General features: G+C 64.1%; 21 protein-coding genes and 1 riboswitch. Of the genes, 20 read left to right on the forward strand and 1 reads right to left on the reverse strand.

Translation table 11 applies throughout. The features are described 5' to 3' along the window. Positions 1-74: 74 nt before the first annotated feature. Positions 75-1,769: an asparagine synthase (glutamine-hydrolyzing) gene (gene asnB, locus SA87_RS06170; RefSeq protein WP_082718382.1), complete on the reverse strand. Its 1,695-nt coding sequence runs from the start codon at positions 1,767-1,769 to the stop codon at positions 75-77. A gap of 344 nt (positions 1,770-2,113) precedes the next feature. Between asnB and SA87_RS06175 the strand changes: the two genes are divergently transcribed. The 20 genes from SA87_RS06175 (at position 2,114) to SA87_RS06270 (ending at position 25,482) form a co-directional block, all read left to right on the forward strand. Then, complete coding sequence (locus SA87_RS06175; RefSeq protein ID WP_066200769.1) at positions 2,114-3,289, forward strand: LL-diaminopimelate aminotransferase; 1,176 nt, start codon at positions 2,114-2,116, stop codon at positions 3,287-3,289. Between the two features lie 545 nt (positions 3,290-3,834). Then, a complete protein-coding gene (gene glmS, locus SA87_RS06180) occupies positions 3,835-5,664 on the forward strand; it encodes a glutamine--fructose-6-phosphate transaminase (isomerizing) (protein WP_066200772.1) in 1,830 nt (609 codons plus the stop codon). Positions 5,665-5,685: 21 nt separating this feature from the next. Continuing rightward, on the forward strand, positions 5,686-7,245 hold the full coding sequence (guaA, locus tag SA87_RS06185; RefSeq protein WP_066200775.1) for a glutamine-hydrolyzing GMP synthase: 1,560 nt from the start codon (positions 5,686-5,688) through the stop codon (positions 7,243-7,245). Positions 7,246-7,339: 94 nt separating this feature from the next. Continuing rightward, positions 7,340-7,465: riboswitch (guanidine-I (ykkC/yxkD leader) on the forward strand. Positions 7,466-7,571: 106 nt separating this feature from the next. After that, positions 7,572-7,835 carry a phosphoribosylformylglycinamidine synthase subunit PurS gene (gene purS / locus SA87_RS06190; protein ID WP_066200777.1) on the forward strand — a complete coding sequence of 88 codons (264 nt, stop codon included), beginning with the start codon at positions 7,572-7,574 and terminating at the stop codon, positions 7,833-7,835. A gap of 52 nt (positions 7,836-7,887) precedes the next feature. Further along, positions 7,888-8,604 (forward strand): phosphoribosylformylglycinamidine synthase subunit PurQ, encoded by a 717-nt coding sequence (purQ, locus tag SA87_RS06195; RefSeq protein ID WP_066200779.1) that lies wholly within the window; start codon positions 7,888-7,890, stop codon positions 8,602-8,604. After that, positions 8,594-10,858, forward strand: coding sequence for a phosphoribosylformylglycinamidine synthase subunit PurL (gene purL, locus SA87_RS06200; protein ID WP_066200782.1), 2,265 nt, complete (start codon positions 8,594-8,596; stop codon positions 10,856-10,858). Before purQ ends, purL begins: the two co-directional genes overlap by 11 nt. A 98-nt stretch (positions 10,859-10,956) precedes the next feature. Continuing rightward, the gene (locus tag SA87_RS06205; protein ID WP_211264173.1) at positions 10,957-12,771 is read left to right on the forward strand and encodes an NAD+ synthase; all 1,815 of its coding nucleotides are present in this window, start codon (positions 10,957-10,959) and stop codon (positions 12,769-12,771) included. A gap of 230 nt (positions 12,772-13,001) precedes the next feature. After that, positions 13,002-14,354, forward strand: a complete 1,353-nt coding sequence (gene glnA, locus SA87_RS06210; protein WP_066200788.1) for a type I glutamate--ammonia ligase — start codon at positions 13,002-13,004, stop codon at positions 14,352-14,354. Between the two features lie 235 nt (positions 14,355-14,589). Continuing rightward, on the forward strand, positions 14,590-15,246 hold the full coding sequence (locus SA87_RS06215; protein WP_066200790.1) for an ANTAR domain-containing response regulator: 657 nt from the start codon (positions 14,590-14,592) through the stop codon (positions 15,244-15,246). 132 nt (positions 15,247-15,378) lie between these two features. Continuing rightward, positions 15,379-16,014, forward strand: a complete 636-nt coding sequence (gene hisH, locus SA87_RS06220; protein WP_066200793.1) for an imidazole glycerol phosphate synthase subunit HisH — start codon at positions 15,379-15,381, stop codon at positions 16,012-16,014. Positions 16,015-16,037: 23 nt separating this feature from the next. Then, positions 16,038-16,814, forward strand: a complete 777-nt coding sequence (hisF, locus tag SA87_RS06225; protein WP_066200796.1) for an imidazole glycerol phosphate synthase subunit HisF — start codon at positions 16,038-16,040, stop codon at positions 16,812-16,814. Between the two features lie 229 nt (positions 16,815-17,043). After that, on the forward strand, positions 17,044-18,327 hold the full coding sequence (gene urtA, locus SA87_RS06230; protein ID WP_082718381.1) for an urea ABC transporter substrate-binding protein: 1,284 nt from the start codon (positions 17,044-17,046) through the stop codon (positions 18,325-18,327). Between the two features lie 62 nt (positions 18,328-18,389). Next, positions 18,390-19,289 carry an urea ABC transporter permease subunit UrtB gene (gene urtB, locus SA87_RS06235; protein ID WP_066200799.1) on the forward strand — a complete coding sequence of 300 codons (900 nt, stop codon included), beginning with the start codon at positions 18,390-18,392 and terminating at the stop codon, positions 19,287-19,289. Between the two features lie 13 nt (positions 19,290-19,302). Beyond that, positions 19,303-20,364, forward strand: a complete 1,062-nt coding sequence (gene urtC / locus SA87_RS06240; protein WP_066200802.1) for an urea ABC transporter permease subunit UrtC — start codon at positions 19,303-19,305, stop codon at positions 20,362-20,364. After that, positions 20,361-21,134, forward strand: a complete 774-nt coding sequence (gene urtD / locus SA87_RS06245; protein WP_066200804.1) for an urea ABC transporter ATP-binding protein UrtD — start codon at positions 20,361-20,363, stop codon at positions 21,132-21,134. The genes urtC and urtD overlap by 4 nt, the downstream gene beginning before the upstream one ends. A 24-nt stretch (positions 21,135-21,158) precedes the next feature. Further along, positions 21,159-21,851: an urea ABC transporter ATP-binding subunit UrtE gene (urtE, locus tag SA87_RS06250; protein WP_066200807.1), complete on the forward strand. Its 693-nt coding sequence runs from the start codon at positions 21,159-21,161 to the stop codon at positions 21,849-21,851. A gap of 12 nt (positions 21,852-21,863) precedes the next feature. Next, positions 21,864-22,598 carry an urease subunit gamma gene (gene ureA / locus SA87_RS06255; protein ID WP_066200810.1) on the forward strand — a complete coding sequence of 245 codons (735 nt, stop codon included), beginning with the start codon at positions 21,864-21,866 and terminating at the stop codon, positions 22,596-22,598. 32 nt (positions 22,599-22,630) lie between these two features. After that, positions 22,631-24,313, forward strand: a complete 1,683-nt coding sequence (ureC, locus tag SA87_RS06260; RefSeq protein ID WP_156423586.1) for an urease subunit alpha — start codon at positions 22,631-22,633, stop codon at positions 24,311-24,313. Positions 24,314-24,326: 13 nt separating this feature from the next. After that, positions 24,327-24,788: an urease accessory protein UreE gene (locus SA87_RS06265; protein WP_066200816.1), complete on the forward strand. Its 462-nt coding sequence runs from the start codon at positions 24,327-24,329 to the stop codon at positions 24,786-24,788. Next, positions 24,775-25,482 carry an urease accessory protein UreF gene (locus SA87_RS06270; protein WP_066200818.1) on the forward strand — a complete coding sequence of 236 codons (708 nt, stop codon included), beginning with the start codon at positions 24,775-24,777 and terminating at the stop codon, positions 25,480-25,482. Before SA87_RS06265 ends, SA87_RS06270 begins: the two co-directional genes overlap by 14 nt. Positions 25,483-25,495: the final 13 nt, after the last annotated feature.

Consider the following 25,495-nt stretch of genomic DNA (forward strand, 5'->3'; position numbering starts at 1 on the left):
TGAGCCATCCGGTATCCCTCCTGGTGAAGTGGTTTCTTCTCCGTCTCACATTCTACCAAAGAGGGCCGGATGGCTCATTTTATGTTACCTGGACCATCCGTTTTTACACATGATACCGGACACGACTCGCGTACGGCTTCTAGATACGCGGGATGATGGGTTTTGGGGTAAGGACTCTTTTTTCGCGAAAGGACCGCAGGGGGAAGCACGCCTTCGAGCGCGCGGCGCAGCAACCCTTTTTCTCGCCCCCCGGCCGTTTTCATCTCCCAAGGAACGTTCCAGACATATTTCACCAGCCGGTGATCCAGGAAGGGCACGCGCACTTCCAGCCCCTCGGCCATGCCCATCCGGTCCATCCGATCGAGCAGCACCGGCAACCAGCGGGTCAGGGTGAGATACGCGATTTCCCGTCTTCGGGCTTCGGCGGGTTCCTCCCCTTTCAGGCGCGGCACCTCGGCCAGGGCTTGCCGATAGCGCTCCTCCAGGTAGGCTTGGGGACGGATGAGGTGGACGGCGTCCGGCGACAGGATCTTCAGCCGCGCCTCCGTTTTCACCGACCAGGGAAAGGTGTCCGCTTGCAGCGCCTCGTCCCGAAAGAACCAGGGGTATCCGCCAAAGATTTCGTCCGCTCCCTCTCCTGACAGCGCCACCGTAGTTTCCTTTTTGATCTCCCGGCAAAAGAGGTAGAGGGAGGCATCAATGTCGGCCATTCCGGGCAAATCGCGCGCCTTCACCGCTTTCGACAGCGCTTCGAAGAGGTCGGCCGTGGTGATCCATACCGTTCGATGGTCTGTGCCGTAGGCGCACGAGACCAAACGGGCGTAAGGGGCGTCGATCTCGGGCTGAAAGGCATTGGGACGGAAATAGGGTTCGTTGTCGGCGTAGTCCACCGAGTACGTTCGCAGTGGACCGTTTCCCCGTCGCGCGACGGCCTGTGCCGCAAACGCGGTGATCGCACTGGAGTCCAGGCCGCCCGATAGAAGCGCGCCGATGGGAACGTCGGATACCAGCTGCCGCTCGGTGGCATCGATCAAGAGGGTTCTTACGCGGGCAACGGTGTCCTCGAAGGCATCTTCATGGGGCCGGCTTTCCAGCGCCCAGTAGGCGTTCAGGGAAAGCCCGCCGCGGTCCCAAAGCAGGAAGTGTCCGGGCAACAGCTCGCGGATCTCCTTGAATACGCCGTGGCCGGGGGTCCGTGCCGGACCAAGGGCGAAAATTTCCGCCATGCCCTCGGCATCGACGATCGGCTTCACATCGGGGTGAGCCAGCAGCGCTTTGATCTCGGACGCAAAGAGAAACGCGTGGCCTCTTCGGGTGTAGAACAGGGGCTTGACGCCGAGACGATCTCTGGCCAGGAACAGCCGTTGCTCGCCCTCGTCCCAGATGCCGAAGGCGAAGATGCCGTTGAAGCGTTCGAGGCAGTGGACGCCCCATTCGATAAACGCCACCAGCACCACCTCGGTATCTGAAGAGCTGCGGAACCGGTGTCCCCGGCGCTCAAGCTCGCGGCGCAACTCCTGGATGTTGTAAAGCTCGCCGTTGTAGGTCAGGATGAACCGATGTTTGCCGTGGTCACGGACCATGGGCTGTTCTCCGCCGGCGGGGTCGATGACGATCAGTCGCCGGTGACCGATGGCGGCGTGCCGGGAAACCCAGTAGCCACAATCATCCGGGCCGCGGCAGGCGAGCGTGTTGGTCATGGCTTCCAGCACTGGGCGCTGCCTCGTCAGGTCCTGATTCCAGTCGATCCAGCCCACGACGCCGCACATGAATGGTTCACCCCTCTCGTCAACTGCCCTCGTCGGTCGCCGTCCGACCGGTGAAGAGGCCGACGCTGCCGGCTTCCGATTCCGGTTTGGCCGGGCGACCGCCCAATTTTATCAAGGTATCTTATGTCTTTGACGGAGGGGTCGTGCCTGTCCGTTTGGGCGATGATGGCCTCATTTCTCTCGCGGTCGTGCGGGTTTCGGGGCAACGTGTTCAGAGCGCCGGCGCGTCCGTGTCGGAGATGTTTACGAGTCTCTCAATGTTCGGTTACAATTGATACATTGCGTTAAGGCGCAAGGCAAGCGTGGACGAGGAACGCGAGTTTGACCGAAAAGGAGGCTTTGGCATGCCAAAGGTTGCCCAACGCATTGCGACCGTGCCGCCTTACCTCTTTGCCCAAATCGACAAGAAGAAATCCGAACTGATGTCCAAAGGCGTCGACGTCATCTCTCTCGGCATCGGAGACCCGGACTTGCCCACGCCCGACTTTGTCGTGGAGCGCATGCAGCGGGAAGTGGCGAATTCCCGCTGGCATCAATATCCCGATTATGACGGGCATCTTCTTTTCCGGGAGGCGGTTGCCGACTTCTACAAGCGGCGCTTCGGCGTCGACTTGGACCCGAAACAGGAAGTTCTGACCCTCATTGGTTCCAAAGAGGGTCTGGCTCATCTCATTTGGGCCTACGTCGATCCCGGCGATGTCGTCCTGATTCCGGACCCGGCCTACCCGGTTTATCAAATCCACGCGTCCCTGGCGGGGGGGACCCCGTATTTCTTGCCGCTCACCCGGGAGCGGAACTTCCTGCCCGACCTTTCTCTCGTCCCGGAAGAGGTGGCGCGGCGCGCCAAGCTCCTCTTTCTCAATTATCCAAACAACCCCACCGGGGCCGTGGCCAGCCTCGACTTCTATGAGGAGGTCGTGGCGTTTTGCCAGCGGTATGACATCCTCCTGGTTTCGGACAACGCCTACTCCGAGACGACGTTTGACGGTTACGTCGCCCCGTCGGTGCTGCAGGTGCCGGGGGCCAAGGAGGTTGCCGTCGAGTTCTGGTCGTTCTCCAAGCCTTTCAACATGACGGGGTGGCGGATCGCCGCGGCGGTGGGGAACGCCGACGCCCTCTACAAGGGACTCGGCATTATCAAGACCAACACCGATTCGGGCCAGTTTACGGCCATACAAATGGCGGCCGTTGAAGCGCTCACCCATCCCCAAAGCGAGGCGTTCATCCGGGAGATGAATGCCATCTACCAGCGCCGCCGGGATCTGGCGGTGGAAGGGTTGCGCGCCGCCGGCCTTCAGGTCGAGCCGCCCAAGGGAACGTTCTATCTTTGGGTCCCGGTGCCGAAGGGACACACCAGCACCTCCTTTGCAGAACTGCTCTTGACCGAGGCGGCGGTGGTGGTGACGCCAGGCGTGGGTTACGGACAGTACGGCGAGGGCTATGTGCGCATCAGCCTTAGTCTCAAAGAAGAACGGCTCAAGGAAGCGCTTGACCGAATCCGAAAGGCCTTGAAAGGCTAGATCTTGATGTGAGGGACAGGCCTTTTGGCGTAGAAAGGCCTGTCTTTTTGTTGCACGATGTCCTTTCGTCGGGCGGCGCCCTTCTGTCTGGCCCGGTGAGGACCATCCGTTGACAGCCCGCAGATGGTGCATATACTAGGGAGTGTACCGTGAAAGGGGGGAGCGACAAAAAAGGCACGGCATAAACGGTTTTACCGTGGCAGGGCATGGCCAGGAGAAAGAGGATTCGAGAGAAGAGAGAAAATGGGAAACGGCGGTCAGAATTGAAATTCGGAAAGCGAAGGTGTGCTTCGCTAGCGCCAGGACTCGTCTCCCGCGGCGGAGGCGAGTTGACGAGGATGGGGTGTGTCGAGGGTTCGGCGGATCTCCCCACGGTTGGCCACGACCGTGAGCGGCCTGGCAAATCCCGGGAGCGATCCCGGGGACAATACAGGCCAGGTGGCCTGACGCGCGTTTGGCTTTCCCTCTTTCTTCTGCTCGGATCCTCCCTTGGCCGCTCGGTTGACGCTTGAGTGGAGCAGAAGAGAGAGGAGGTTGACGGCCGTATGTGCGGGATCGTCGGGTATGTGGGAACAAAGCAGGCGGTTCCCATCCTGATTCGCGGTTTGCGCGCCCTGGAGTACCGCGGCTATGATTCGGCCGGCATTGCCGTCTATGACAACGGCGTCGTGCAGGTGCGAAAGCGGAACGGTCGGATCGATCATTTGGAGGCGTTCGTGGGCGAACGGCCTCTGCGAGGAACCCTCGGCATCGGCCATACCCGCTGGGCCACACACGGGCAGCCGTCGAACGAAAATGCCCATCCTCACGCGGACTGCACGGGGGACCACGTGGTGGTGCACAATGGGATCATCGAGAACTACGCCGAGCTGCGCGATGAGCTGAAGGCCCAAGGACACCGCTTTACGTCGGAGACGGACACGGAGGTGGTCGCCCATCTGATCGAGGCCCTTTATGACGGCGATCTGGTGAACACGGTGCGCCGGGCGGCGGCCCGCCTGGAGGGGGCCTACGCCCTGGTGGCGATGAGCCGGCAAGAGCCGGACAAGATCGTGGCCGTCAAGCGGGCATCTCCTTTGATCATCGGCCTCGGTGAGGGAGAGAATTTCCTGGCCTCGGACATCCCGGCGCTTTTGCCCTACACCCGCCGGGTCATTCCTCTGGAAGAAGAAGAGATGGCCGTGTTGACCAGCGACGGCGTCAAGCTCATCCGGCTCGACGGCACGCCGGTAACGCGCGCGCCCATGTGGGTGAACTGGGATCCCGTACAGGCCGAGCGAGGCGGGTACGAACATTTCATGCTCAAAGAGATCCATGAGCAGCCGCAGGCGGTGCGGGATACGCTCTCCGGCCGCATCAACCGGAGCGGTGACGGCGTTTTGTTGGACGGGGTGCACTTGGATCCGGAGTGGGTTCGGGGCCTCCGCAGCGTGTATTTGGTGGCCTGCGGGACGGCTTATCACGCGGGCCTGATTGGAGGACGGCTGATCGAGCGCCTGGCCGGCATCCCGGTTTGGAACGAGGTGGCTTCGGAGTTCCGCAGCCGCGATCCTTTGATTGACGAGCGCACGCTGTTTGTCGCCATCAGCCAGTCGGGCGAAACGGCAGACACCTTGTCCGCTTTGAGGGAGGCCCGACGGCGAGGGGCCCGCATCTTGGCCGTCACCAATGTGGTGGGCAGCTCGGTGGCCCGCGAGGCCGACGATGTGGTTTACACGTGGGCCGGCCCTGAGATTGCCGTCGCTTCGACGAAGGCGTATACCACCCAGGTCGTGGCGCTGGCGCTTTTGGCGCTCCGCCTGGCCGAGATCACGGGACATACCGGCGAGCAGGAGCGGCGCGACTTGCTCGAGGCGCTGCGCTTTCTTTCGGAGGCTTTGGAGCAGGCGTTGGAGCTGGAGGAGGACGTGCGCGCCATCGGGGAACGCACGCGGACGTGGCGCGACGCTTTCTTTATCGGCCGCGGGCTCGATTATTTCTCCGCCCTTGAGGGGCAGCTCAAGCTGAAGGAGATTTCGTACATTCATGCCGAGGCCTATCCCGCTGGCGAACTGAAGCATGGCACGCTGGCGCTCATCGAACCGGGCACGCCGGTGATTGCCCTGATGACGCAGCCTGACCAGAGGGAAAAAATGATCAGCAACATCGAAGAGGTGCGGGCCCGCGGCGCGGACGTGTTGCTCATCGCCCGTCAGGACCTGGCCGGCGTCGATCGTCACGCCCAAACGACGTTGATGTTGCCCGCGGTTCACCCGCTTTTGATGCCGGTGGTGGCGGCGGTGCCTCTACAATTGTTGGCCTACTATGCGGCCGTGACCCGCGGCGCTGACGTGGACAAGCCACGGAATTTGGCCAAGAGCGTCACGGTGGAGTGATGGAGGGAAACCGTTTTGTCCATGTCCGAATCGATCTCCGAAACCGAGCGCGTTGTGGTTTTGGACTTTGGCGGCCAGTACAGCCAGTTGATTGCCCGGCGAATTCGGGAACTTGGCGCCTATTGCGAAATCTGGCCGTATACCACCCCTCCGCATCGTTTTCAAACGCCGTCGGTGCGGGGGCTCATCCTGTCGGGGGGACCTTCTTCGGTGTACGACGCGGATGCCCCTCGCTGCCATCCCGAGGTTTTTGAGTTGGACGTTCCGATTCTGGGTATTTGTTACGGGATGCAGCTGATGGTGCAGGAATTGGGGGGACAAGTGGAGCGGGCCGACCGCGGAGAATACGGAAAAGCGCTGCTCGAGATCCTTGAACCGGACTCTCCGCTGCTTAAGGGGTTGCAGCCACGGACCCAGGTATGGATGAGCCATGTCGATTCGGTCAAGAAGCTGCCCCCCGGATTCCGGGTGCTGGCTTCCACCGAAGCCACGCCCATCGCCGTGATCGGAGACGACGCCCGGCGCCGGTACGGCGTGCAGTTTCACCCTGAGGTCGTGCACACGCTGGAAGGGAACCGCCTCTTGGAGAACTTTCTTTACCGCGTGGTCGGCATGCGGGGAGATTGGAAGCCGGAAAACTTTGTGGCCGCGCAGGTGGAATCGATTCGCCGGGAGATCGGTGCCGGCCGGGCGTTGTGCGCGCTGTCGGGAGGCGTCGATTCCGCGGTGGCCGCGGCCCTCGTTTACCGGGCGATCGGGGATCGCCTGACCTGCCTCTTTGTCGATCACGGTTTTCTTCGCAAAGGTGAAAGGGAAGAGGTGATGCACACCTTTCAGAAACGTCTGGGCGTCCCGCTGGTGCTCGTGAACGCGGCCGACCGTTTTCTGCGGGCGATCCAGGGGGTGGTGGACCCCGAGGAAAAACGGCGGCGCATTGGCCACGAGTTCATTCGGGTGTTTGAAGAGGAAGCTCGGCGATTGGGCCCATTCGAGTTCCTGGTTCAGGGAACCATCTACCCGGATGTCGTGGAATCGGGGGCCACGCCCGGCGCCCCGACGGCCGTCATCAAGACCCATCACAATGTGGGAGGCCTCCCGCCAGATTTGCGATTCCGCCTGGTGGAGCCGTTGCGCTCTCTCTTCAAGGATGAGGTGCGGGCGGTGGGAAGAGAGCTGGGCCTTTCCGAAACCATCGTGACTCGACACCCGTTCCCGGGACCGGGTCTGGCCATCCGGGTGCTGGGCGAAGTGACCGAGGAAAAACTGGCCATTCTGAGGGAAGCCGATGCGATTTTTCTTGAGGAGATCCGGAAGGCCGGCCTCTACGAGGTCATCTGGCAGGCTTTTGCGGTGTTGGTCAATTCCCGGAGCGTGGCCGTCATGGGCGACGAGCGGCGGTACGGGTATACCGTTGCGCTTCGGGCGGTCACGAGCGAAGACGGCATGACGGCCGATTATTTCCGTTTTTCGTGGGATTTTCTGGAGCGGGTTGGACATCGCATCACGCGCGAGGTGCCGAACGTCAGCCGCGTGGTCTACGACATTACCTCCAAGCCCCCGGCCACGATCGAGTGGGAGTAGCCGGTTGACATCCGTTCATTCCTCCGGTAGGATGGGCGTTGGAAAGCAAGGGCCGGGGCGAGGCGTGCAGGGAAAACGTATAAGGGGCGTACGGTGAAAGTGTGCCTAGGGTTCCGCAGGCGAAGAAGGCCTGGTCTGGTCCGAGCGGCACAGGCGGCGAGCGAGGAATTCCAAAGCGGCGCTGTTGCCGTTACACCGTGGGGATAAAAGCCCGGGCGGGGAGGTTTCACGGTGAAATCTCCCCGCCCGGGCTGCGTTTTTTGGAAGAGCACCCCAGGACAGGGGCGGCGGATTCGATACGATTTCCGCGGAAAGGAGCGAGGTCCATGCGATATAAGGCAGAGGTTCGGGTGACCTTGCGGCGTGACGTTTTGGATCCGCAAGGGTCGGCGGTGGAGGGGGCGTTGCGCGCGATGGGCTTCGACGGCGTCGAACGCGTTCGGGTGGGCAAGTGGATCGAGCTTTGGTTGGAGGCGCCGTCGCCCGCGGACGCCCAGTCCCAGGCAGAGGAGATGGCCCGGCGCCTTCTGGCCAACCCGGTGCTGGAGACGTACCAGCTGACGCTCAAAGAGGCGGGCGATGACCGGTGAGCATCGGGAAGGTGTGACGGGCTTGCCCAATCCTCGCGGAGAGGTGAGTGGAATGGCCAAATTCGGCGTTCTGGTCTTTCCGGGAACGAATTGCGAGATCGACGTTTTGCGGGTGCTACGCGATCTTTTGCATCAAGACGCGGAATTGGTGTGGTATGAGGAGCGGGATCTGGAGCGTTACGACGCCGTGATTTTGCCCGGGGGCTTTTCGTACGGTGATTACTTAAGGGCCGGGGCGATGGCGCGGTGGACGCCGGTGATCGAGGCGGTTTATGCCGCCGCGGAAAAAGGGCGGCTCATTTTGGGGATTTGTAACGGTTTTCAGATTCTGACCGAGGCCGGCTTGCTTCCCGGAGCGCTGCAGCGAAACCGCCACCTTCGCTACGTTTGCGGATGGACCCACGTTCGGGTGGAGCGCACCGACACCCCGTTTACCTCCGCCTACCGGAAGGGGCAGGTGCTCCGGATCCCGATTTCCCACGGCGAGGGGAATTTCTATGCGGATCCCGACGCGCTGGCCGAGATCGAAAAGCGGGGACAAGTGCTGTTGCGCTACGCGACCCCGGACGGTCAGCTCACCGAAACGGCCAATCCCAACGGCTCCTTGCATCACATTGCCGGCATCATGAACAAAGCCGGAAACGTGATGGGGCTCATGCCCCATCCGGAGCGGGCCTGTGAGGCCGTTCTCGGATCGGAGGATGGATGCGGGATTTTCGCGTCGATGATTCATTACCTGACCAAGGGGAGGGTGTTCCATGTCGGCTAGCCTCCCGTTGTGGGCCGTTTTAGGGTTGAGGCAGGAAGAATACCTCAAAATTTGCGAGGACCTCGGAAACGAGCCGAGCGAAACGGTGCTCAGGATGTACGCGGTCATGTGGTCCGAGCACTGCGCGTACAAGCACTCGAAACCGGTTCTTCGCCGCCTGCCCACGAAGGGGCCTCATGTTCTGCAGGGTCCCGGGGAAAACGCGGGGGTTGTGGATTTGGGGGATGGTCTGGCGCTTGTCTTCAAGATCGAGTCCCACAACCACCCGTCCGCGATTGAACCTTTTCAGGGCGCCGCCACCGCCGTAGGCGGCATCTTGAGGGACGTGATCGCCATGGGAGCACGGCCGGTCGCCCTTTTGGACTCTTTGCGGTTTGGATGGCCGGACGAGGCCCGGCAGCGGTATCTGTTGTCCGGCGTCGTGGCAGGGATCGGGCACTACGGCAACAGCATGGGCGTTCCCACCGTGGGGGGCGAGGTGTACTTTGACCCCGCGTACAGCGGCAATTGTCTGGTCAACAGCATGGGCTTGGGATTGGCGCGGCGGGAGGAGATCCAGCGCGCCATCGCTCAGGGGCCCGGCAACCCGATTCTGGTGGTGGGGGCCCGCACGGGCCGGGACGGCATCGGCGGGGCCGCGTTCGCGTCCCAGGAGCTTTCCGGGGCGTCGGAAGCGGACCGACCGGCCGTTCAGGTGGGCGATCCCTTCATGGGGAAGCTCTTGATGGAGGCCCTTCATGAACTTTACAAAGCGGGGGGCGTCGTGGGGGTTCAGGATTGCGGTGCCGGTGGCCTCACTTCGGCCTGCGTGGAAATGGCCAATCGGGGCGGTGTGGGCATGGAAATCGATGTCCTTCAAGTGCCGCGCAGGGAAGAGGGGATGCTGCCGTGGGAGGTCATGCTGTCGGAATCCCAAGAGCGCATGGTGGTGTGCCTGGAGCGGGGCCGTGAAGCGGAAGCGGTCCGCATCTTTCGCAAGTGGGGGCTCGAGGCGGCGGTGATCGGCGTGGTCACGGATGACGGCGTTTTTCGGGTCAAGGAAGGCGCTCGGGTGGTGGCGGAAGTTCCGGTTCGGTCCTTGGCCGACGGCGCGCCAGAGTATACGCCGGACGCCCGGGAACCGGCCTATCTTCGGCCGCTTCGGGCGTTTGACTTTGCCCGCCTTCCCGAGCCTGAGGACTACGGAGACGTGCTGCGCAAGCTGATCGCTTCGCCCAACATCGCCAGCCGCCAATGGGTGTACTCGCAGTATGACCACCATGTCCGCCTGGGGACCGTGGTGGGCCCGGGGGGAGACGCAGCGCTGCTGCGATTGCCGGGGACGAAAAAGGGCGTCGCGGTGAAAATTGACGGCAACGGCCGGTACTGCTACTTGAATCCGCGTCGAGGAGCGGCGATCGCGGTGGCGGAAGCGGCCCGCAACGTGGTCTGTGTCGGTGCAAAACCGCAGGCCGTCACCAATAACCTCAATTTTGGCAATCCGGAGAAGCCGGAAGTGTACTGGCAGTTTGTGGAGGCCGTGGAAGGGATGGCGGAGGCGTGTCGGGCCCTCGGCACGCCCGTGACCGGCGGCAACGTGTCCTTCTACAACGAGTTCGAGGGCCGGCCGATCTATCCCACGCCCACCATCGGCATGGTCGGCGTTTCTCCCGATGTCGAGCGCCATGTCCAGCCGGGATTCAAACGCCCGGGGGACGTGATTGTCCTGCTCGGCCAGCCGGAAGGTGCGCATCTCGGCGGAAGCGAGTATTGTTGGGTGATTCACGGGGTGGTGGCGGGGGATGCCCCTGAGCTCGATCTGGATCTGGAGCGCAGGCTTCAGGAGTGCGTGTTCGCCGCCATCCATCAGGGAATCGTCACCGCCGCCCACGATGTGGCCGAGGGAGGACTAGCCGTGGCGCTCGCGGAAATGTGCATCCAGGCCTTACCGGAAGCGAGGGGATGCCGCGTGACCGTGCCCCTCGGACCGGGACGGGCGGACGGCCAGCTTTTTGGGGAAACGCAGTCCCGGGTTTTGGTCACGGTCGGACGAGAGGATGTGGAGCGGTTGCGAAACCTGGCGCTCGAGCACGATGTCCCCATCCGCCTGTTGGGAGAAGTCACGGCCGACGGCCGGTTCCGTCTGGCCGTCCTGCAGCCGTCGCCGAAAGAGGGGGCAGCGCTCGGGCGGTCGCTCATCGATCTTCCCGTTGAGGCGCTTCGGCGGGAGTGGCAGGAGGGGTTGGAACGATGGCTGGTTCCCGGCGGCGCTTAACCACCCTGCCGGGCAGCCGATTTGGGCCGTGATGGGGCAGATGGAGCGCGGCGTGGCCTTCCGGCGGTGCGGTTTTCCGGATGAAAAGGGGGGGTTCTGTGGGTCGGCTGCGCATCGGCATCGCCCAGATTAACGTCACCGTCGGGGATCTCGCTGGAAATGCCGAAAGGATCACGGGCTATGCGGAGCGGGCGTGGAGGATGGGGGCCGACCTGGTCGTCTTTCCTGAACTGGCCCTGACGGGTTATCCTCCGGAAGATCTTGTCTTCCGCAGCGCCTTTGTCGAGGCCAACCTGCGGTGGCTGAAGTGGGTGGCCGGGCGGATTCCGCCGAAACTGACGGCGCTGGTGGGATTTGTCGATCGGGAAGGCGACCTTTACAACGCCGCCGCCGTGATCCGCAACGGGTCCGTGCGGGCGGTGGCCCGGAAACGTTTTCTCCCGAATTACGGGGTATTTGATGAAGAGCGGTATTTCAGCCCCGGCGACCGGGTTCTGGTGATTCGGTTGGCGGGCGTGACCATGGGCGTCACGATATGCGAGGATCTGTGGGCCCCGGTCGGGCCTTATCGCGAGCAGGTGAGGAATGGCGGCGCCGAGGTGATTTTGAATCTTTCAGCCTCTCCCTTTCATGCCGGCAAGTCCACGATTCGGGAAAGCATGCTGCGCACCCGGGCCAGCGACTACGGCGTGGTCATCGTCTTCGCCAATCTGGTCGGGGGGCAGGACGAGCTGATCTTTGACGGCCGTAGCCTCGTGATCGATGCGGGCGGAGAGGTGGTGGCCCGTGGAAAAGCTTTCGAAGAGGATCTGGTGTTGTGTGATCTGGACGTCGGAGAAGCCTTCCCGAGGCGTTTGCACGAACCCCGCTGGCGTCACGTGCCGCCCGGCGCAGAGCAGGCAAGTCCGCTTTGGGCGGTGGACCTCGATGACGAGGGGGACGGCGTTGCAGAAGCGGAAGATCCGGCGTTCGGCGTCCGCCTCTCGGAGGCCGGAAGCGCCGCTCGAGAAAAGCCCCCGCTTGATCGGCGGGAGGTTCCGGTGCTGGAAGGGGAGGCCGAGGTCTATGCGGCCCTCGTCCTGTCGGTGCGGGATTATGCGCGCAAGAACGGGTTTTCTCAGGCGGTGCTGGGCTTAAGCGGCGGGATTGACTCTTCCTTGGTGGCGGCAATCGCCGCTGACGCGTTGGGCCCCGAGCAGGTGATCGGAGTCCGGATGCCTTCGTCTTTCACCTCTGAGGCCAGCATGCGCGATGCGGAGGAACTGGCGGCTTACTTGGGGATTCGTCTGCTCACCATACCCGTTGGGGAAATTTTTGACGCCTATCGCCGCGCCCTCGCGCCCGCCTTCGACGATTCCGCTTTTGTCTCGCTTTCGGGCGACGTGGCGGAAGAAAATCTGCAGGCTCGTATCCGGGGGAGCCTGTTGATGGCGTTGTCCAACAAGTTCGGCTGGCTGGTTCTGGCGACCGGCAACAAAAGTGAAATGGCGGTGGGCTACGCGACGCTTTACGGGGACATGGCGGGCGGCTTTTGTCCACTCAAGGACGTCCCCAAAACTTTTGTCTATCGTCTGGCGGAGTACCGGAACCGCCGGGAGGGTCGGCCGGTGATCCCGTTGTCGGTGCTGAGAAAGGCTCCTTCTGCCGAGCTGCGCCTCGGGCAGAAGGACGAAGACGATTTGCCGCCTTACCCCGTCCTGGATGCTGTTTTGGAGCTCTACATGGAACGAGATCTGCCCGTGTCGGCCGTTGTCGCCCGCGGATATCCGGAAGCGATCGTCCAACAGGTCGCCGAACGGGTGCGTCGGAGCGAATACAAGCGCCGCCAGGGGGCGCCTGGTCCGAAACTGACGCCACGCGCTTTTGGGCGTGACAGACGGTATCCCATTACCCATCATTTCCGCGAGCGTTGACGACCGTTCGGGGGTTATTGACAGCGCCTTGAGGCTGGCGTATACTTTGTTCCGTGGGCAACGGCGCCCCCGCGAATCCGATCGCGGGGGTATTTTCGTTGTTTGAGCCGTTCCAGCGCCTCTCGCCGGAGGAGGTGGTGCGATCGGAGGCGAAGGCAGAACGGCCGTTGCCTTTCGAGGCTTAGGGACCCGGCAATCACGAAAGCGAGGCTCAAGGAGGAGATGTGCGCATGTCGTCCATGAAGCCCGGGGCCGTCAAAACAGCCGAGGACATCAAAGCGGCAATTCGCGACATGAACATCGGCACCATCAGCCTGCAGTTCACCGATATCCTGGGAATGGTCAAGCACGTTGAAATTCCGGCGGATCAGATCGACAAAGCGTTGGCGGGCGAAATGATGTTTGACGGCTCGTCGATTGAAGGGTTCGTCCGCATTGAAGAATCCGACATGTACCTGCGGCCTGATCCCGATACGTTTGTCCTTCTGCCATGGAAGACGCTTGAAGGTCGACGGACGGCGCGCCTGATTTGCGACGTCTACAACTCCGACGGCACTCCCTTTGAGGGCGATCCCCGTTATGTTCTTAAACGGGTGACGGCCGAAGCCGCCGAGATGGGTTACACCATGAACGTCGGTCCGGAGCCGGAGTTTTTCCTATTCAAGCGAACGGAAGCCGAGCAGGGGCAGCCGGTGAGCACCGACCGTGCCGGTTATTTTGACCTGGCGCCGGTCGACACGAGCGAGGAAGTGCGCGCTGAAATCGTGCTTACCTTGCAAGAGATGGGCTTCGAGGTCGAGGCCGCTCACCACGAAGTGGCGCCGTCCCAGCACGAAATCGATTTTAAGTACGCGGATGCCATAACGACGGCGGACAACATCGCCACTTTTCGCTTTGTGGTGCGCACCATCGCCTTAAAGCACGGACTTCATGCAACCTTTATGCCGAAACCGCTCTACGGCGTAAATGGATCGGGCATGCACCTGCACCTGTCGCTCTTTCGCGGCGGCGAAAACGCCTTTTACGATCCCGAAACGCCGGATCAGCTGAGCACGGTGGCGAAACAGTTTATCGCCGGAATCATGGAACACGCCCCGGCGATCACGGCCGTGACCAATCCGCTGGTCAACTCGTACAAGCGTCTCGTGCCGGGGCATGAAGCGCCGGTCTACGTGACGTGGGCACACCGCAACCGCAGCCCGATGATTCGTGTCCCTGCCAAGCGGAAGCTCAGCACGCGGATTGAACTGCGTTCGCCCGATCCTTCCGCCAATCCTTACCTGGCTCTTGCAGTCACGCTTAAGGCGGGGTTGGACGGGATCAAGCGCGGTCTCATGCCCTCTGAGCCTGTGGAGGGGAATCTCTACCGCATGAGCGCCGCCGAGCGGAAAGAGCGGGGCATCGCCAGCCTGCCGGGTTCTCTCGCGGAAGCCATTCAGGCCCTCGAGCAAGATCCCGTGATCCTGGAGGCGCTGGGGCCCCATGTGGCTTCCCGATATCTGGAGGCGAAGAAGATCGAGTGGGAGTTTTATCGCACCCAGATTACGCCGTGGGAGCTGCAGGAGTACCTCATGAAGTATTGAGACGTTCGTCTTGAGGCGTCCAGCGATGAGGCCGGTACCCGGAACCCGTTTCAGGAACCCGCATGGTACCGGCCCCTCGTCGTTTTGCACGGGGTGGTCGCCGCGTCAGCCAGAGGATCCCGATGGACGCGCCACCGACGAACACCGTTGCCGGGGATCATCGGTGAAATGAGAGGCGAGGATGACGAACCGGCCTTGGGGATGGTTTTGGTGGACATGAGGAAAGGTGATCGCGATGACCCAGCTGAAAGTCGTCGCGCTCGGCTTTGATCTCGCGGATGCCGCTGCCCGACTGCCTCGGAGCTTGGTGGAAACGGGGTGGCTGATTCTGGTGCAGCGGGAGTGGCCGTCCGAAGAATGGCTTACGCGGCAGGAAGCGGATCTGTTTGTCCTGCGGATGGAAGGCGTCGACGACGTGGCCGAACGCACGCGAACCCTAGGCCGAGTGACGGGGCGGCCGGTGCTTTGGATTACGGATCCGGTGTCGTCTGAGGTGGGGAGAACCGGCGATGCCATTGCCGGACACGGGCCGGGAACCTCTGGCGAGCCCGTCCGCGGCCTTGAGAATCTGTGGGTGCATTTGGGCTCCGAGGACTGGCCCGTCTGGACCGTGCTCCCGAGGGACGTCCCTCGCTGGCAGATGGTCGCCGTCTGTCGCGTCTTGATGACGACCGCCGAACGCCTGCATGCGGCCAAGCGGAGGGCCGAAGAGGCGCTCCGCAAGCTGGAGGATCGCAAACTCATCGAGCGGGCCAAGGGGATCCTCATGGATCGGTTTGATCTGTCCGAATCATTGGCCTACAAATTCTTGAGGGACACCGCCATGCGGCAGCGAAAGCCGTTGCGCGAGATCGCGCAGAGCATTATCGAGTACGCTTCTCATGATCCGTAATCCTTTGGAAGATGGTCCGTTTTTATGATAGAATAGATTCGATTCACCTCCCCTTTTTTTAGGAGGTTTGAAGAACTGGCCCCGGCCTTTCGCTTTCGAGATTAAGCTTCGCGGAAGGAGAGCCGTTCAGCCATGCGCATCGCGATCGTGGATACCGGCCTTGGCAATCTTCGAAGTGTGCAAAAAGCGCTCATACGGCTCGGGGCCGACGCTCGCTTGACCGTCTTGCCGGAGGAACTGGAGGCCGCCGACGGGGTCGTCCTGCCGGGCGTGGGAGCGTTTCCCGCCGCGATGGATCACCTCAAGCGACACGGCCTTGTGGAATCCTTAAGGGAGCTGGCGGCGCGTCAAACGCCTCTTCTGGGTATTTGCTTGGGGATGCAGATTTTATTTGAAAAAAGCGAAGAGTGGAAATTAACTTTAGGTTTAGGGCTTCTGCCCGGACAGGTGACCCGCCTGCCGGCGGCAGTCAAGTTGCCTCATATCGGGTGGAACACGGTCATGCCACGCCGCTCCCATCCGATATGGGAAGGACTGGAACCGGGCACGTGGTTTTATTTTGTGCACACCTATGCGGTTGAAGCCCAGGAGGCGAGCGACGTCATCGCGGTGACGAAATATGGACGCCCATTTCCCTCCATTGTTGCCCGCGGAAACGTGGTGGGGGTCCAGTTTCACCCGGAGAAGTCTTCGACGGCCGGGCTTCAGCTCTTGGGCAACTGGCTGCGCATCGTCAAGGAGCGGCGCCCACCGTCGCCTTCGGCGTGAGGAGAAGGTGAAAGGGGATAGGGATGAGCGAAGTAACAGCAAAGCGCATCATTCCTTGCTTGGATATCGATCATGGCCGAGTGGTCAAAAACGTGCGCTTTCATGAAAACCGCTGGGACGCCGGTGACCCGGTCGAGCTGGCGAGAAGGTATGATCAAGAGGGCGCCGATGAGGTGGTGCTTCTTGACATTTCGGCTTCGGTAGAGGGTCGCCAGATCATGCTGGATGTGATCGCTCGGGCGGCGGAAGAGGTGTTCATCCCGCTCACCGTGGGCGGGGGCATCCGTTCCACAGAGGACATGCGGGCCGTGCTCCGGGCCGGCGCCGACAAAGTCAGCATCAACACGGCGGCGGTGCAAAATCCGGAGTTGATCCAAGCGGGGGCAGAAGCCTTCGGGAGCCAGTGCATTGTGGTGGCGATTGACGCCAAGCGGCGACCCGACGGCTGGTGGGAGGTTTACGTGCACGGAGGACGGACGCCCACCGGACTGGACGTCTTGCGTTGGGCCGAGCAGGCCGAGCGGCTTGGCGCAGGTGAGCTCCTGGTCACGTCGCTGGATGCCGACGGGACCCGGGCCGGATATGACGTGGAACTGCATCGCCGGCTGGCCGATCGGGTCGGCATCCCGGTGATCGCCTCGGGCGGCGCCGGCACCCTGGAGCATCTGGCGGCGGTGCTCTCAGAAGGAAAGGCCGATGCGGCGCTGGTTGCCTCGATCTTCCATTCCGGCCAGCATACGGTGGCCGAGGCCAAGGCTTACTTGGCGAAGAAGGGGATCCCGGTGCGCTGGCAGGGATGACCGATTAGAATGCAAGGATGTTTTTAGTTCGAAAAGCGCACAGGCCAGATCTATATTGACATCGCTGAAACCGCCGGGTATAATGAAGGCGAAAGGTGGCAACGGAGCCCCTGCGAGCCGTCTGCTCGTAGGGGCTTTCGCGTTTGTCGCGGGCAACGGCGCCCCTGTGAGTGAGTTTTCACTCACAGGGGCTTTTCTATTATTCACTTTACGGAGGGGGAGTCGATATATGTTAACCGGCTTGAAGTGGAAGCGGAACGCGTCCTTGGCGGCTGCCGTGCTGCTGTTCGCGGCCGGTTGCGGCGGGGGGCAGACCGGCCAGCCGGCCGAGACCAAGCCTGCCGAGACCAAGCCGGCGGCCGGCAACCCTTCCGGCGGCCAGGCGAGCGCTGGCGGCGGGGACACCATCAAGGTGGGCATCCTGCACTCGCTCAGCGGCACCATGGCCATCAGCGAGACGTCGCTCCGAGACGCGGAGTTGTTGGCGATTGAGGAGATCAACGCCAGGGGCGGCGTCCTGGGCAAGAAGATCGAGGCCATCGTGGAGGACGGCGCCTCCGACTGGCCCACCTTCGCCGAGAAGGCCCAGAAGCTGATCCAGAAGGACAAGGTGGCGGTGATCTTTGGCGGGTGGACGTCGGCCAGCCGCAAGGCCATGCTGCCGGTGGTGGAGAAGCTGAACGGCCTGCTCTTCTACCCGGTGCAGTACGAGGGCCTGGAGGCCTCCAAGAACATTGTTTACACCGGCGCGGCCCCAAACCAGCAGATTGTCCCGGCGGTGAGCTACCTGCTCAAGCAGGGCAAAAAGAAGTTCTTCCTGCTGGGCTCTGACTATGTATTCCCCCGCACTGCTAATAAGATCATCAAGGCGCAACTGGCGGCCGAGGGCGGTACCGTCGTGGGGGAGGAGTACACGCCCCTGGGGCACACCGACTACAGCACGGTGATCAGCAAAATCAAGGACGCCAAGCCCGATGTGGTCTTCAACACCCTGAACGGCGACAGCAACGTGGCTTTCTTCAAGCAGCTCAAGGACGCGGGCATCTCCGCCAAGGATGTGCTCACCATCTCCGTGAGCATTGCCGAGGAGGAGATCCGGGGCATCGGCGCGGAGAACCTAGTAGGCCATTGGGCGGTGTGGAACTACTTCCAGACCACCGACACCCCCGAGAACAAGGAGTTCGTGCAGAAGTTTAAGGCGAAGTACGGCCCGGACCGGGTGACGGACGATCCCATCGAGGCGGCCTACATCGCCGTGCACCTGTGGGCCAAGGCCGTGGAGAAAGCCGGCAGCACCGAGGTGGACAAGGTGCGGGAGGCGCTGAAGAACCTGGAGTTCAAGGCGCCCGGCGGCCCGGTGAAGGTGCATCCTGGCAACCAGCACATTTCCAAGACGGTGCGCATCGGCGAAGTGCAGCCCGACGGCCAGTTCAAGGAGATCTGGAACTCCGGCGGTCCCGTGGAGCCGGACCCCTTCCTGGAGTCCTACCCGTGGGCCAAGGGTCTGAAGTAAGAGTTGGGGGGCCTGGGGGGCGGGGTCTTTCCCGCCCCCTGCGGTAAAGGAGTCGTCGACCCATGGAGCTGTTGCTTTTGCAGGGTTTCAATGCCCTCAGCGTGGGATCCGTTTTGCTGCTCATCGCCCTAGGGCTGGCCTTTACCTTTGGCCTGATGGGTGTCATCAACATGGCCCATGGCGAGATGATCATGGCCGGGGCCTACGTGACCTACGTGCTACAGCTCGCCTTCACCAAGTACCTGCCGGGGGCGAAGGGGGCGTACTTTCTGGTGGCCCTGCCGGCAGCCTTTCTGGTGGCCGGGCTACTGGGGCTGCTCATGGAGCGCCTCCTGGTGCGGCACCTGTACGGGCGGCCCCTGGACACCTTGCTGGCCACCTGGGGCGTGAGCCTCATGCTGCAGCAGGCGGCGCGGACTATCTTTGGCGCCCCCAACGTGCAGGTGGTCAGCCCACCCTGGCTTAACGGCGGCCTCAAGGTGCTGGGCGCGGTGCTGCCCTACAAGCGCCTGTTCATCCTGGCCCTGGCCGTCCTGTGTGTGGTGGGAATTTCCCTGTACCTGACCCGGACCGCGGGCGGCCGGCGCATCCGGGCGGTGATGCAGAGCCGGCCCATGGCCGCCTGTATGGGCATCGCCACCAGCCGGGTGGATGCCCTGACCTTTGCCCTCGGTTCCGGGCTGGCGGGGGTGGCGGGCGCCGCGCTGACGCTCCTGGGCCCTGTGGGGCCGGCCACGGGGACCTATTACATCGTCGACGCCTTCCTGGTGGTGATCCTGGGCGGCGTGGGCCAGCTTCTGGGCACCGTGGTGGCGGCGCTGGGCATCGGCGCCTTCAACGTGGCCTTCGAGTTGGGCAGCTCTGCCAGCATCGGCAAGGTGCTGGTGCTGCTGGCCATCATCGTCTTCTTGCAGTGGAAGCCTTCCGGCCTCTTTGCCCTGCGCACTCGGGCGCTGGATTGAGGAGGGGGACGCGATGACCGCACGCGCGCCGGGTAGCCGCCTGGCAGGCTGGTTGCCCTTTGCCGGGGCGGCGCTGCTCCTGCTGGTGGTGGCGCCCCTGGTGCTCTCGGACTTTCGCCTGAATCTGCTGGGCAAGTTCCTGTGCTTTGCCATCCTGGCCCTAGGCCTGGACCTGGTGTGGGGCTACACGGGTATGCTCAGCCTGGGTCAGGGGGTGTTCTTTGGCCTGGGCGGCTACGCCATGGCCATGTACCTTAAGCTGGAGGCCTCCCAGGGCGAGCTGCCGGACTTCATGTCCTGGAGCGGCCTTTCCGCGCTGCCCTGGTTCTGGAAGCCCTTCGCCCACGCCTGGTTCGCCATCCCCATGGCCATCCTGATCCCCGGCGCCCTTGCCGGCGCCGTGGGCTACCTGCTCACCCGCAGCCGCATCCGGGGGGCGTACTTTTCCCTTATCACCCAGGCGCTGGCGCTGATCTTCACCATCCTGTTCATCGGCCAGCAGCCCTACACCGGCGGCACCAACGGCATCACCAACCTGACCACCCTGTTCGGCTTTTCCCTGGGCGATCCCCGCACCCAGAAGGTGCTGTACCTCATCACTGCCGTCACCCTTGGGGTGACATACCTGCTGCTGCGGCGGGTCACGGCGTCCCGCTTTGGCCGGCTGCTCATCGCCATCCGCGACGGCGAGAACCGGGTGCGCTTTTGCGGCTACAACCCGGTGGCCGTCAAGGCCCTGGCTTTTGCCGTAGGCGGGGCCCTGGCGGGGCTGGCCGGGGCGCTGTTCGTGCCCCAAGTGGGCATCATCTCGCCAGCCATGATGGGCGTCGTGCCGTCCATCGAGATGGTGGTCTGGGTGGCCTTGGGGGGCCGCGGCACCCTCACCGGGGCGGTGTTGGGGGCACTGCTGGTGAACCTGGCCAAGACCTACCTGAGCGAGTCCTTCCCCGGTGCCTGGACCTTTGGCCTAGGCCTGTTGTTCGTGCTGGTGGTGGTGTACCTGCCCGACGGCCTCGTCGGGCTTGTCCGGCGCGTGGGTCTCATGGGCAAGAGCGGGGAGGAGGGGTTGGCATGACAGGCGGAGCGCTGCGCGTCGAGAACCTGACGGTGGAGTTTGACGGGTTCAAGGCCATCGACGGGCTGAACTTCTCCCTCCAGGAAGGGGAGCTGCGGTTCCTCATCGGCCCTAACGGCGCCGGGAAGACCACCCTCATCGACGTCATCTCGGGCCGGGTGCGGCCCACCGCCGGGCGGGTCTTCTTTGGCCACTCGGACCTCAGCCGTCTGCAGGAGCATGAGATCGTGGCCCTGGGCATCGCCCGCAAGTTCCAGACCCCGTCGGTGTTTCCCCACTTGACGGTGTGGGAAAACCTGGAGCTGGCTCTGGGCTTCCGGGAGCGCCTACCGGCGCTGTTGCGGCCCCTGGGGCGGGAGGGGGAGGAGCGCATCGCCGCCACCCTAGCCACGGTGGGCCTGGAACACCGGGCCGGCCAGCGGGCGGGCACCTTGTCCCACGGCGAGAAGCAGTGGCTGGAGATCGGGATGCTCCTCATCCAGGAGCCGCGCCTTTTGCTCCTGGACGAGCCGGTGGCCGGCATGACCCGGCGGGAGCGGGAGCTGACGGGACAGCTCCTGCACCGTATCGCTCCTGGCCGGATGATCCTGGTGGTAGAACACGACATGGAGTTCCTGCGCCGCTTTGCCCACACCGTCACCGTCATGCACGAGGGCCGCATCCTGAGCGAAGGGACGGTGGAGGCGGTGCAGAGCGACCCCAGGGTGGTGGAGATCTACCTGGGGCGGGGCCGCCAGCGGGGCAAGGGCCAGGCTCTGACGGCCGGGTGAACGCCTGCGGGGAGGAGGAAGTGCATGCTGGCAGTGGAGCGGGTGACCGCCGGCTATGGGGAAGGCCGGGTGCTGAACGGGGTGAGCCTGGCTGTCCCGGAAGGCCGGGTGGTGTGCCTGATGGGGCGCAACGGCGTTGGCAAGACGACCCTCCTGCAGACCATCATAGGGTTGCTCCCGGCCACTTCCGGCGCCATCCGGCTGGGCGACCAGGATCTCACCCGGCTGCCGCCTTGGGAGCGGGCCCGGGCCGGCATCGGCTACGTGCCTCAGGGGCGGGGCATTTTCCCGTTCCTAACCGTGCGGGAGAACCTGCTGGTGGGGCAGGAGGTGGGGCGCCCCGACCCGGTGGCGCTGGAAGAGGTGCTGGAGTTGTTTCCGCGGCTCCGGGACTTGTACCACCGGGCAGGCGGAGCCCTGTCGGGCGGCCAGCAGCAGCAGTTGGCCCTGGCCCGGGCCCTAGTGGGGCGGCCCCGGGTGCTGCTGCTGGACGAGCCCACCGAGGGCATCCAGCCGTCGATCGTCTGGGAGATTGAGGAGGTGCTGCAGATCCTGAAGGCCCGCGGGCAGGTGGCAATTTTGCTGGTGGAACAGTTTGTGGATTTCGCCCTGTCCCTGGGCGACTACTACTACGTCATGGAGCGGGGGACCATCGTGGCCGAGGGCGCCACGGGATCCGCCGACCCGGCTGCGCTACAGGAGTACCTCTCTGTATAAGGAGGGATGGAGATGCACCTGATGCCCCGGGAAGTCGAGAAGATGCTGGTCTACCTGGCCGGCATCATCGCCCGGGATCGCAAGGCCAGGGGCCTGAAGCTCAATTACCCGGAGGCCGTGGCCCTGATCAGCATGGAACTGCAGGAGGGCATCCGTGCCGGCAAGTCGGTGGCGGAGCTCATGGAATACGGCATCCAGATCCTGACCGCCGATGACGTGATGGACGGCGTGGCCGAGATGATCGACGAGATCCAGGTGGAGGGCACCTTCCCGGATGGGACCAAGCTGGTGACGGTGCACCGGCCCATCCGGCCCCGGACGGCCCAGGCGGCCGAGGCAGGGGAGCCGGAGCAGATGGTGCCGGCGGCCGCCGTGCCCGGCGAGGTGCTGGTGGTGGACGAGCCGGTGCTGGCCAACGCCGGTCGGGACACCCGCACGCTGCAGGTGAGCAACACCGGCGACCGGCCGGTTCAGGTGGGGTCCCACTACCACTTCTTCGAGGTCAACCCCGCGCTGCAGTTTGACCGGGCGGCGGCCTTTGGCTACCGGCTCAACATCCCTGCCGGCACCGCGGTGCGCTTCGAGCCCGGCGAGACCAAGACGGTGGAGCTGGTGGAGCTGGGCGGCACCGGCCGCATCGTGGGCTTGAACGGCCTCACGGAGGGCGACCGGCACAGCCCCGAGGTGCGGCAGCGCGCCCTGCGCCGGGCCCGGGAGCTGGGATTTAAGGGGGCGGAGGAGTCGTGAGCCTCAGGATCCCACGCTGGCAATACGCGGCCATGTTCGGCCCCACCACCGGCGACCGGGTGCGGCTGGCGGACACGGGCCTGGTGGTGCAGGTGGAGCGGGACTACACCCGCTACGGCGACGAGGTGAAGTTCGGCGGCGGCAAGGTCATCCGGGACGGCATGGGCCAGTCCGGCGAGGCCACCCGGGCCCAGGGGACTCCGGACGTGGTGATCACCAATGCCCTCATCATTGACTACTGGGGCATCGTCAAGGCCGACGTGGGCATCCGGGACGGCCGCATCTGCGGCATTGGCAAGGCCGGCAACCCGGCCATCATGGACGGGGTGGACAGGAACCTGATCATCGGCCCCGGTACGGAGATCATCGCCGGCGAGGGGCTGATCCTCACCGCCGGCGGCATCGACACCCACGTGCACTTCATCTGCCCCCAGCAGGTGGAGCACGCCCTAGCTTCGGGCATTACCACACTGATCGGCGGCGGCACCGGCCCGGCCACAGGCACCTGCGCCACCACCTGTACCCCGGGCCCCTGGAACATCTACCGCATGCTGGAGGCAGCCGAAGGGCTGCCCGTCAACTTGGGCTTCACGGGCAAGGGCAACGCCTCCCGCCCCGAGGCCCTCATCGAGCAGGTAGAGGCGGGCGCCATTGGGCTGAAGCTGCACGAGGACTGGGGTAGTACCCGGGTGGCCATCGACACCTGCCTCCGGGTGGCCGACGCTTACGACGTGCAGGTGGCCATCCATACCGACACCCTGAACGAGTTCGGCTTTTTGGAGCAGACCCTGGCGGCCATCGACGGGCGTACCATCCACACCTATCACACCGAGGGCGCCGGCGGCGGCCACGCGCCGGACATCATCCGCATCGCCGGCATGCCCAACGTGCTGCCCTCTTCCACCAACCCCACCCGGCCGTACACGGTGAACACCATCGAGGAGCACCTGGACATGCTCATGGTGTGCCACCATCTGGACAAGCGGGTGCCGGAGGACATCGCCTTTGCCGACAGCCGCATCCGCCCCGAGACCATCGCGGCCGAGGACGTGCTGCACGACATGGGCGCCATCAGCATGATGTCCTCCGACTCCCAGGCCATGGGGCGGGTGGGTGAGGTCATCTGCCGGACCTGGCAGACGGCAGCCAAGATGCGGGAGCAGCGGGGCCCCCTGCCGGAGGACCCGCCGGGGGCTGACAATTTCCGGGTGAAGCGCTACATCGCCAAATACACCATCAACCCGGCCATCACCCACGGCATCGCCGACTACGTAGGCTCGGTGGAAGTGGGCAAGGTGGCCGACCTGGTGCTGTGGAAGCCCCGCTTCTTTGGGGTGAAGCCGGAGCTGGTCCTCAAGAGCGGCTTCATCGTCTACGCCGCCATGGGCGATCCCAACGCCTCCATCCCCACACCTCAGCCGGTGCTGCTGCGTCCTATGTTTGCCGCCTACGGCAAGGCCTTGGCCCGCACCTGTCTGACCTTTGTGTCGGGGGCGGCATACGAGGCGGGGGTGGCGGCCCGGCTGGGCCTGGAGCGGGAGGTGCGGCCCGTGCGCCGGTGCCGGATGCTGCAGAAGAAGGACATGGTCCACAACGATGCCACGCCCCGCATCGAGGTGAACCCGGATACCTACGAGGTGCGGGTGGACGGGGAACTGGTGACTTGCGAGCCGGCTCTCCGGGTGGCGCTGGGCCAACTGTACCATCTGTTCTGACCGGGGTGAGGCCATGCTGTACACGGCCATTGTCGCTCGCCGGGGGCAGTATGACCTGGCGGGCCGGGACGCGGAGTTTGTGGAATTGACATGGCAGCAGCGGCAAAAGCGGCGGATCCGGGCGGTGACGGACCGGGGCCGGGAGGTGGGGATCCTCCTGCCCGAGGGTGGACTATTGCAAGACGGCGACCTGCTGGGCCCCGGCGACCCGCCCCTGGTGGTGCGTGCGGCGCCGGAGCTGGTGTTGGTCATCTGGCCCCGTAGCCGGGAGGAGATGGGGCGGGTGGCGCACCAGATTGGCAACCGCCACATCCAGGCGTGGATCACCGAAGAGGCCATCGTGGTCCTGGATGACTCGGTGCTGTCCCAGCAGCTCCAAGCGGCGGGGGTGCCCTACCGGCGGGAGGTGCGGCCCCTGGCGGGTAGTCCGGTGCCGCCGCCGGCCGGAGGACACCATCACCATGATGACCCTTAACCTGGATCCGGAGGCCTGGCTGCGCCTGGCCCTGCTGACGGACAGCTCCCTGCCGGTGGGGTCCTTTTCCCACTCCTATGGTCTTGAGACCTACGTGGCCCAGGGGCTGGTGCGGCGGCCGGAGCAGGTGGCCGCCCTGCTGCTGGCGGTGCTGGAGCAGGGCCTGGCCCGGGCCGATGGCCCCGCGGTGGCTCTGGCCCATCGGGCGGCTGCCGCCGGGGACGTGGCGTGCCTTCTGTACTTGGACGAGCTGGTGGGTGCCCTGCGCCTGCCCCGGGAGTGGCGGGAGGCGGGGGTGCAGGTGGGCCGCCGCCTGCTCAACCTGGCGTCCGGCCTGTGGCCGCATGACCCCGCCCTGGCCGGTTACGCATGGGCGGTGGCCGCCGGGGAGGCTTCCGGCCATCACCCGGTGGCCGCCGGCGCTGTGTACCACGCGGCGGGCGTGCCGGCGGAGGCCGCGGTGCTGTCGTACTTGTACGCCGCGGTGCAGGGGCTGGTGAGCGCCGCGGTGCGGCTGGTGCCTTTGGGGCAGACCCAGGGCCAGCGGCTTCTGGTGGAGCTGATGCCCCATGTCGTAACGGCGGCCCAGCAGGCGCTGGCCGCCAGGGAGGAGGAGCTGGGCGGTTTTCTCCCGGCCCTGGAGGTCCGGGGCATGCAGCACGAACGGCTGTACACGCGCCTGTTCGTATCGTGAGATAGGAGGGAAC

Origin of the sequence: Hydrogenibacillus schlegelii (genome assembly GCF_001653195.1) — a bacterium.
In the GTDB taxonomy this organism is placed as follows: domain Bacteria; phylum Bacillota; class Bacilli; order Thermicanales; family DSM-22653; genus Hydrogenibacillus; species Hydrogenibacillus schlegelii.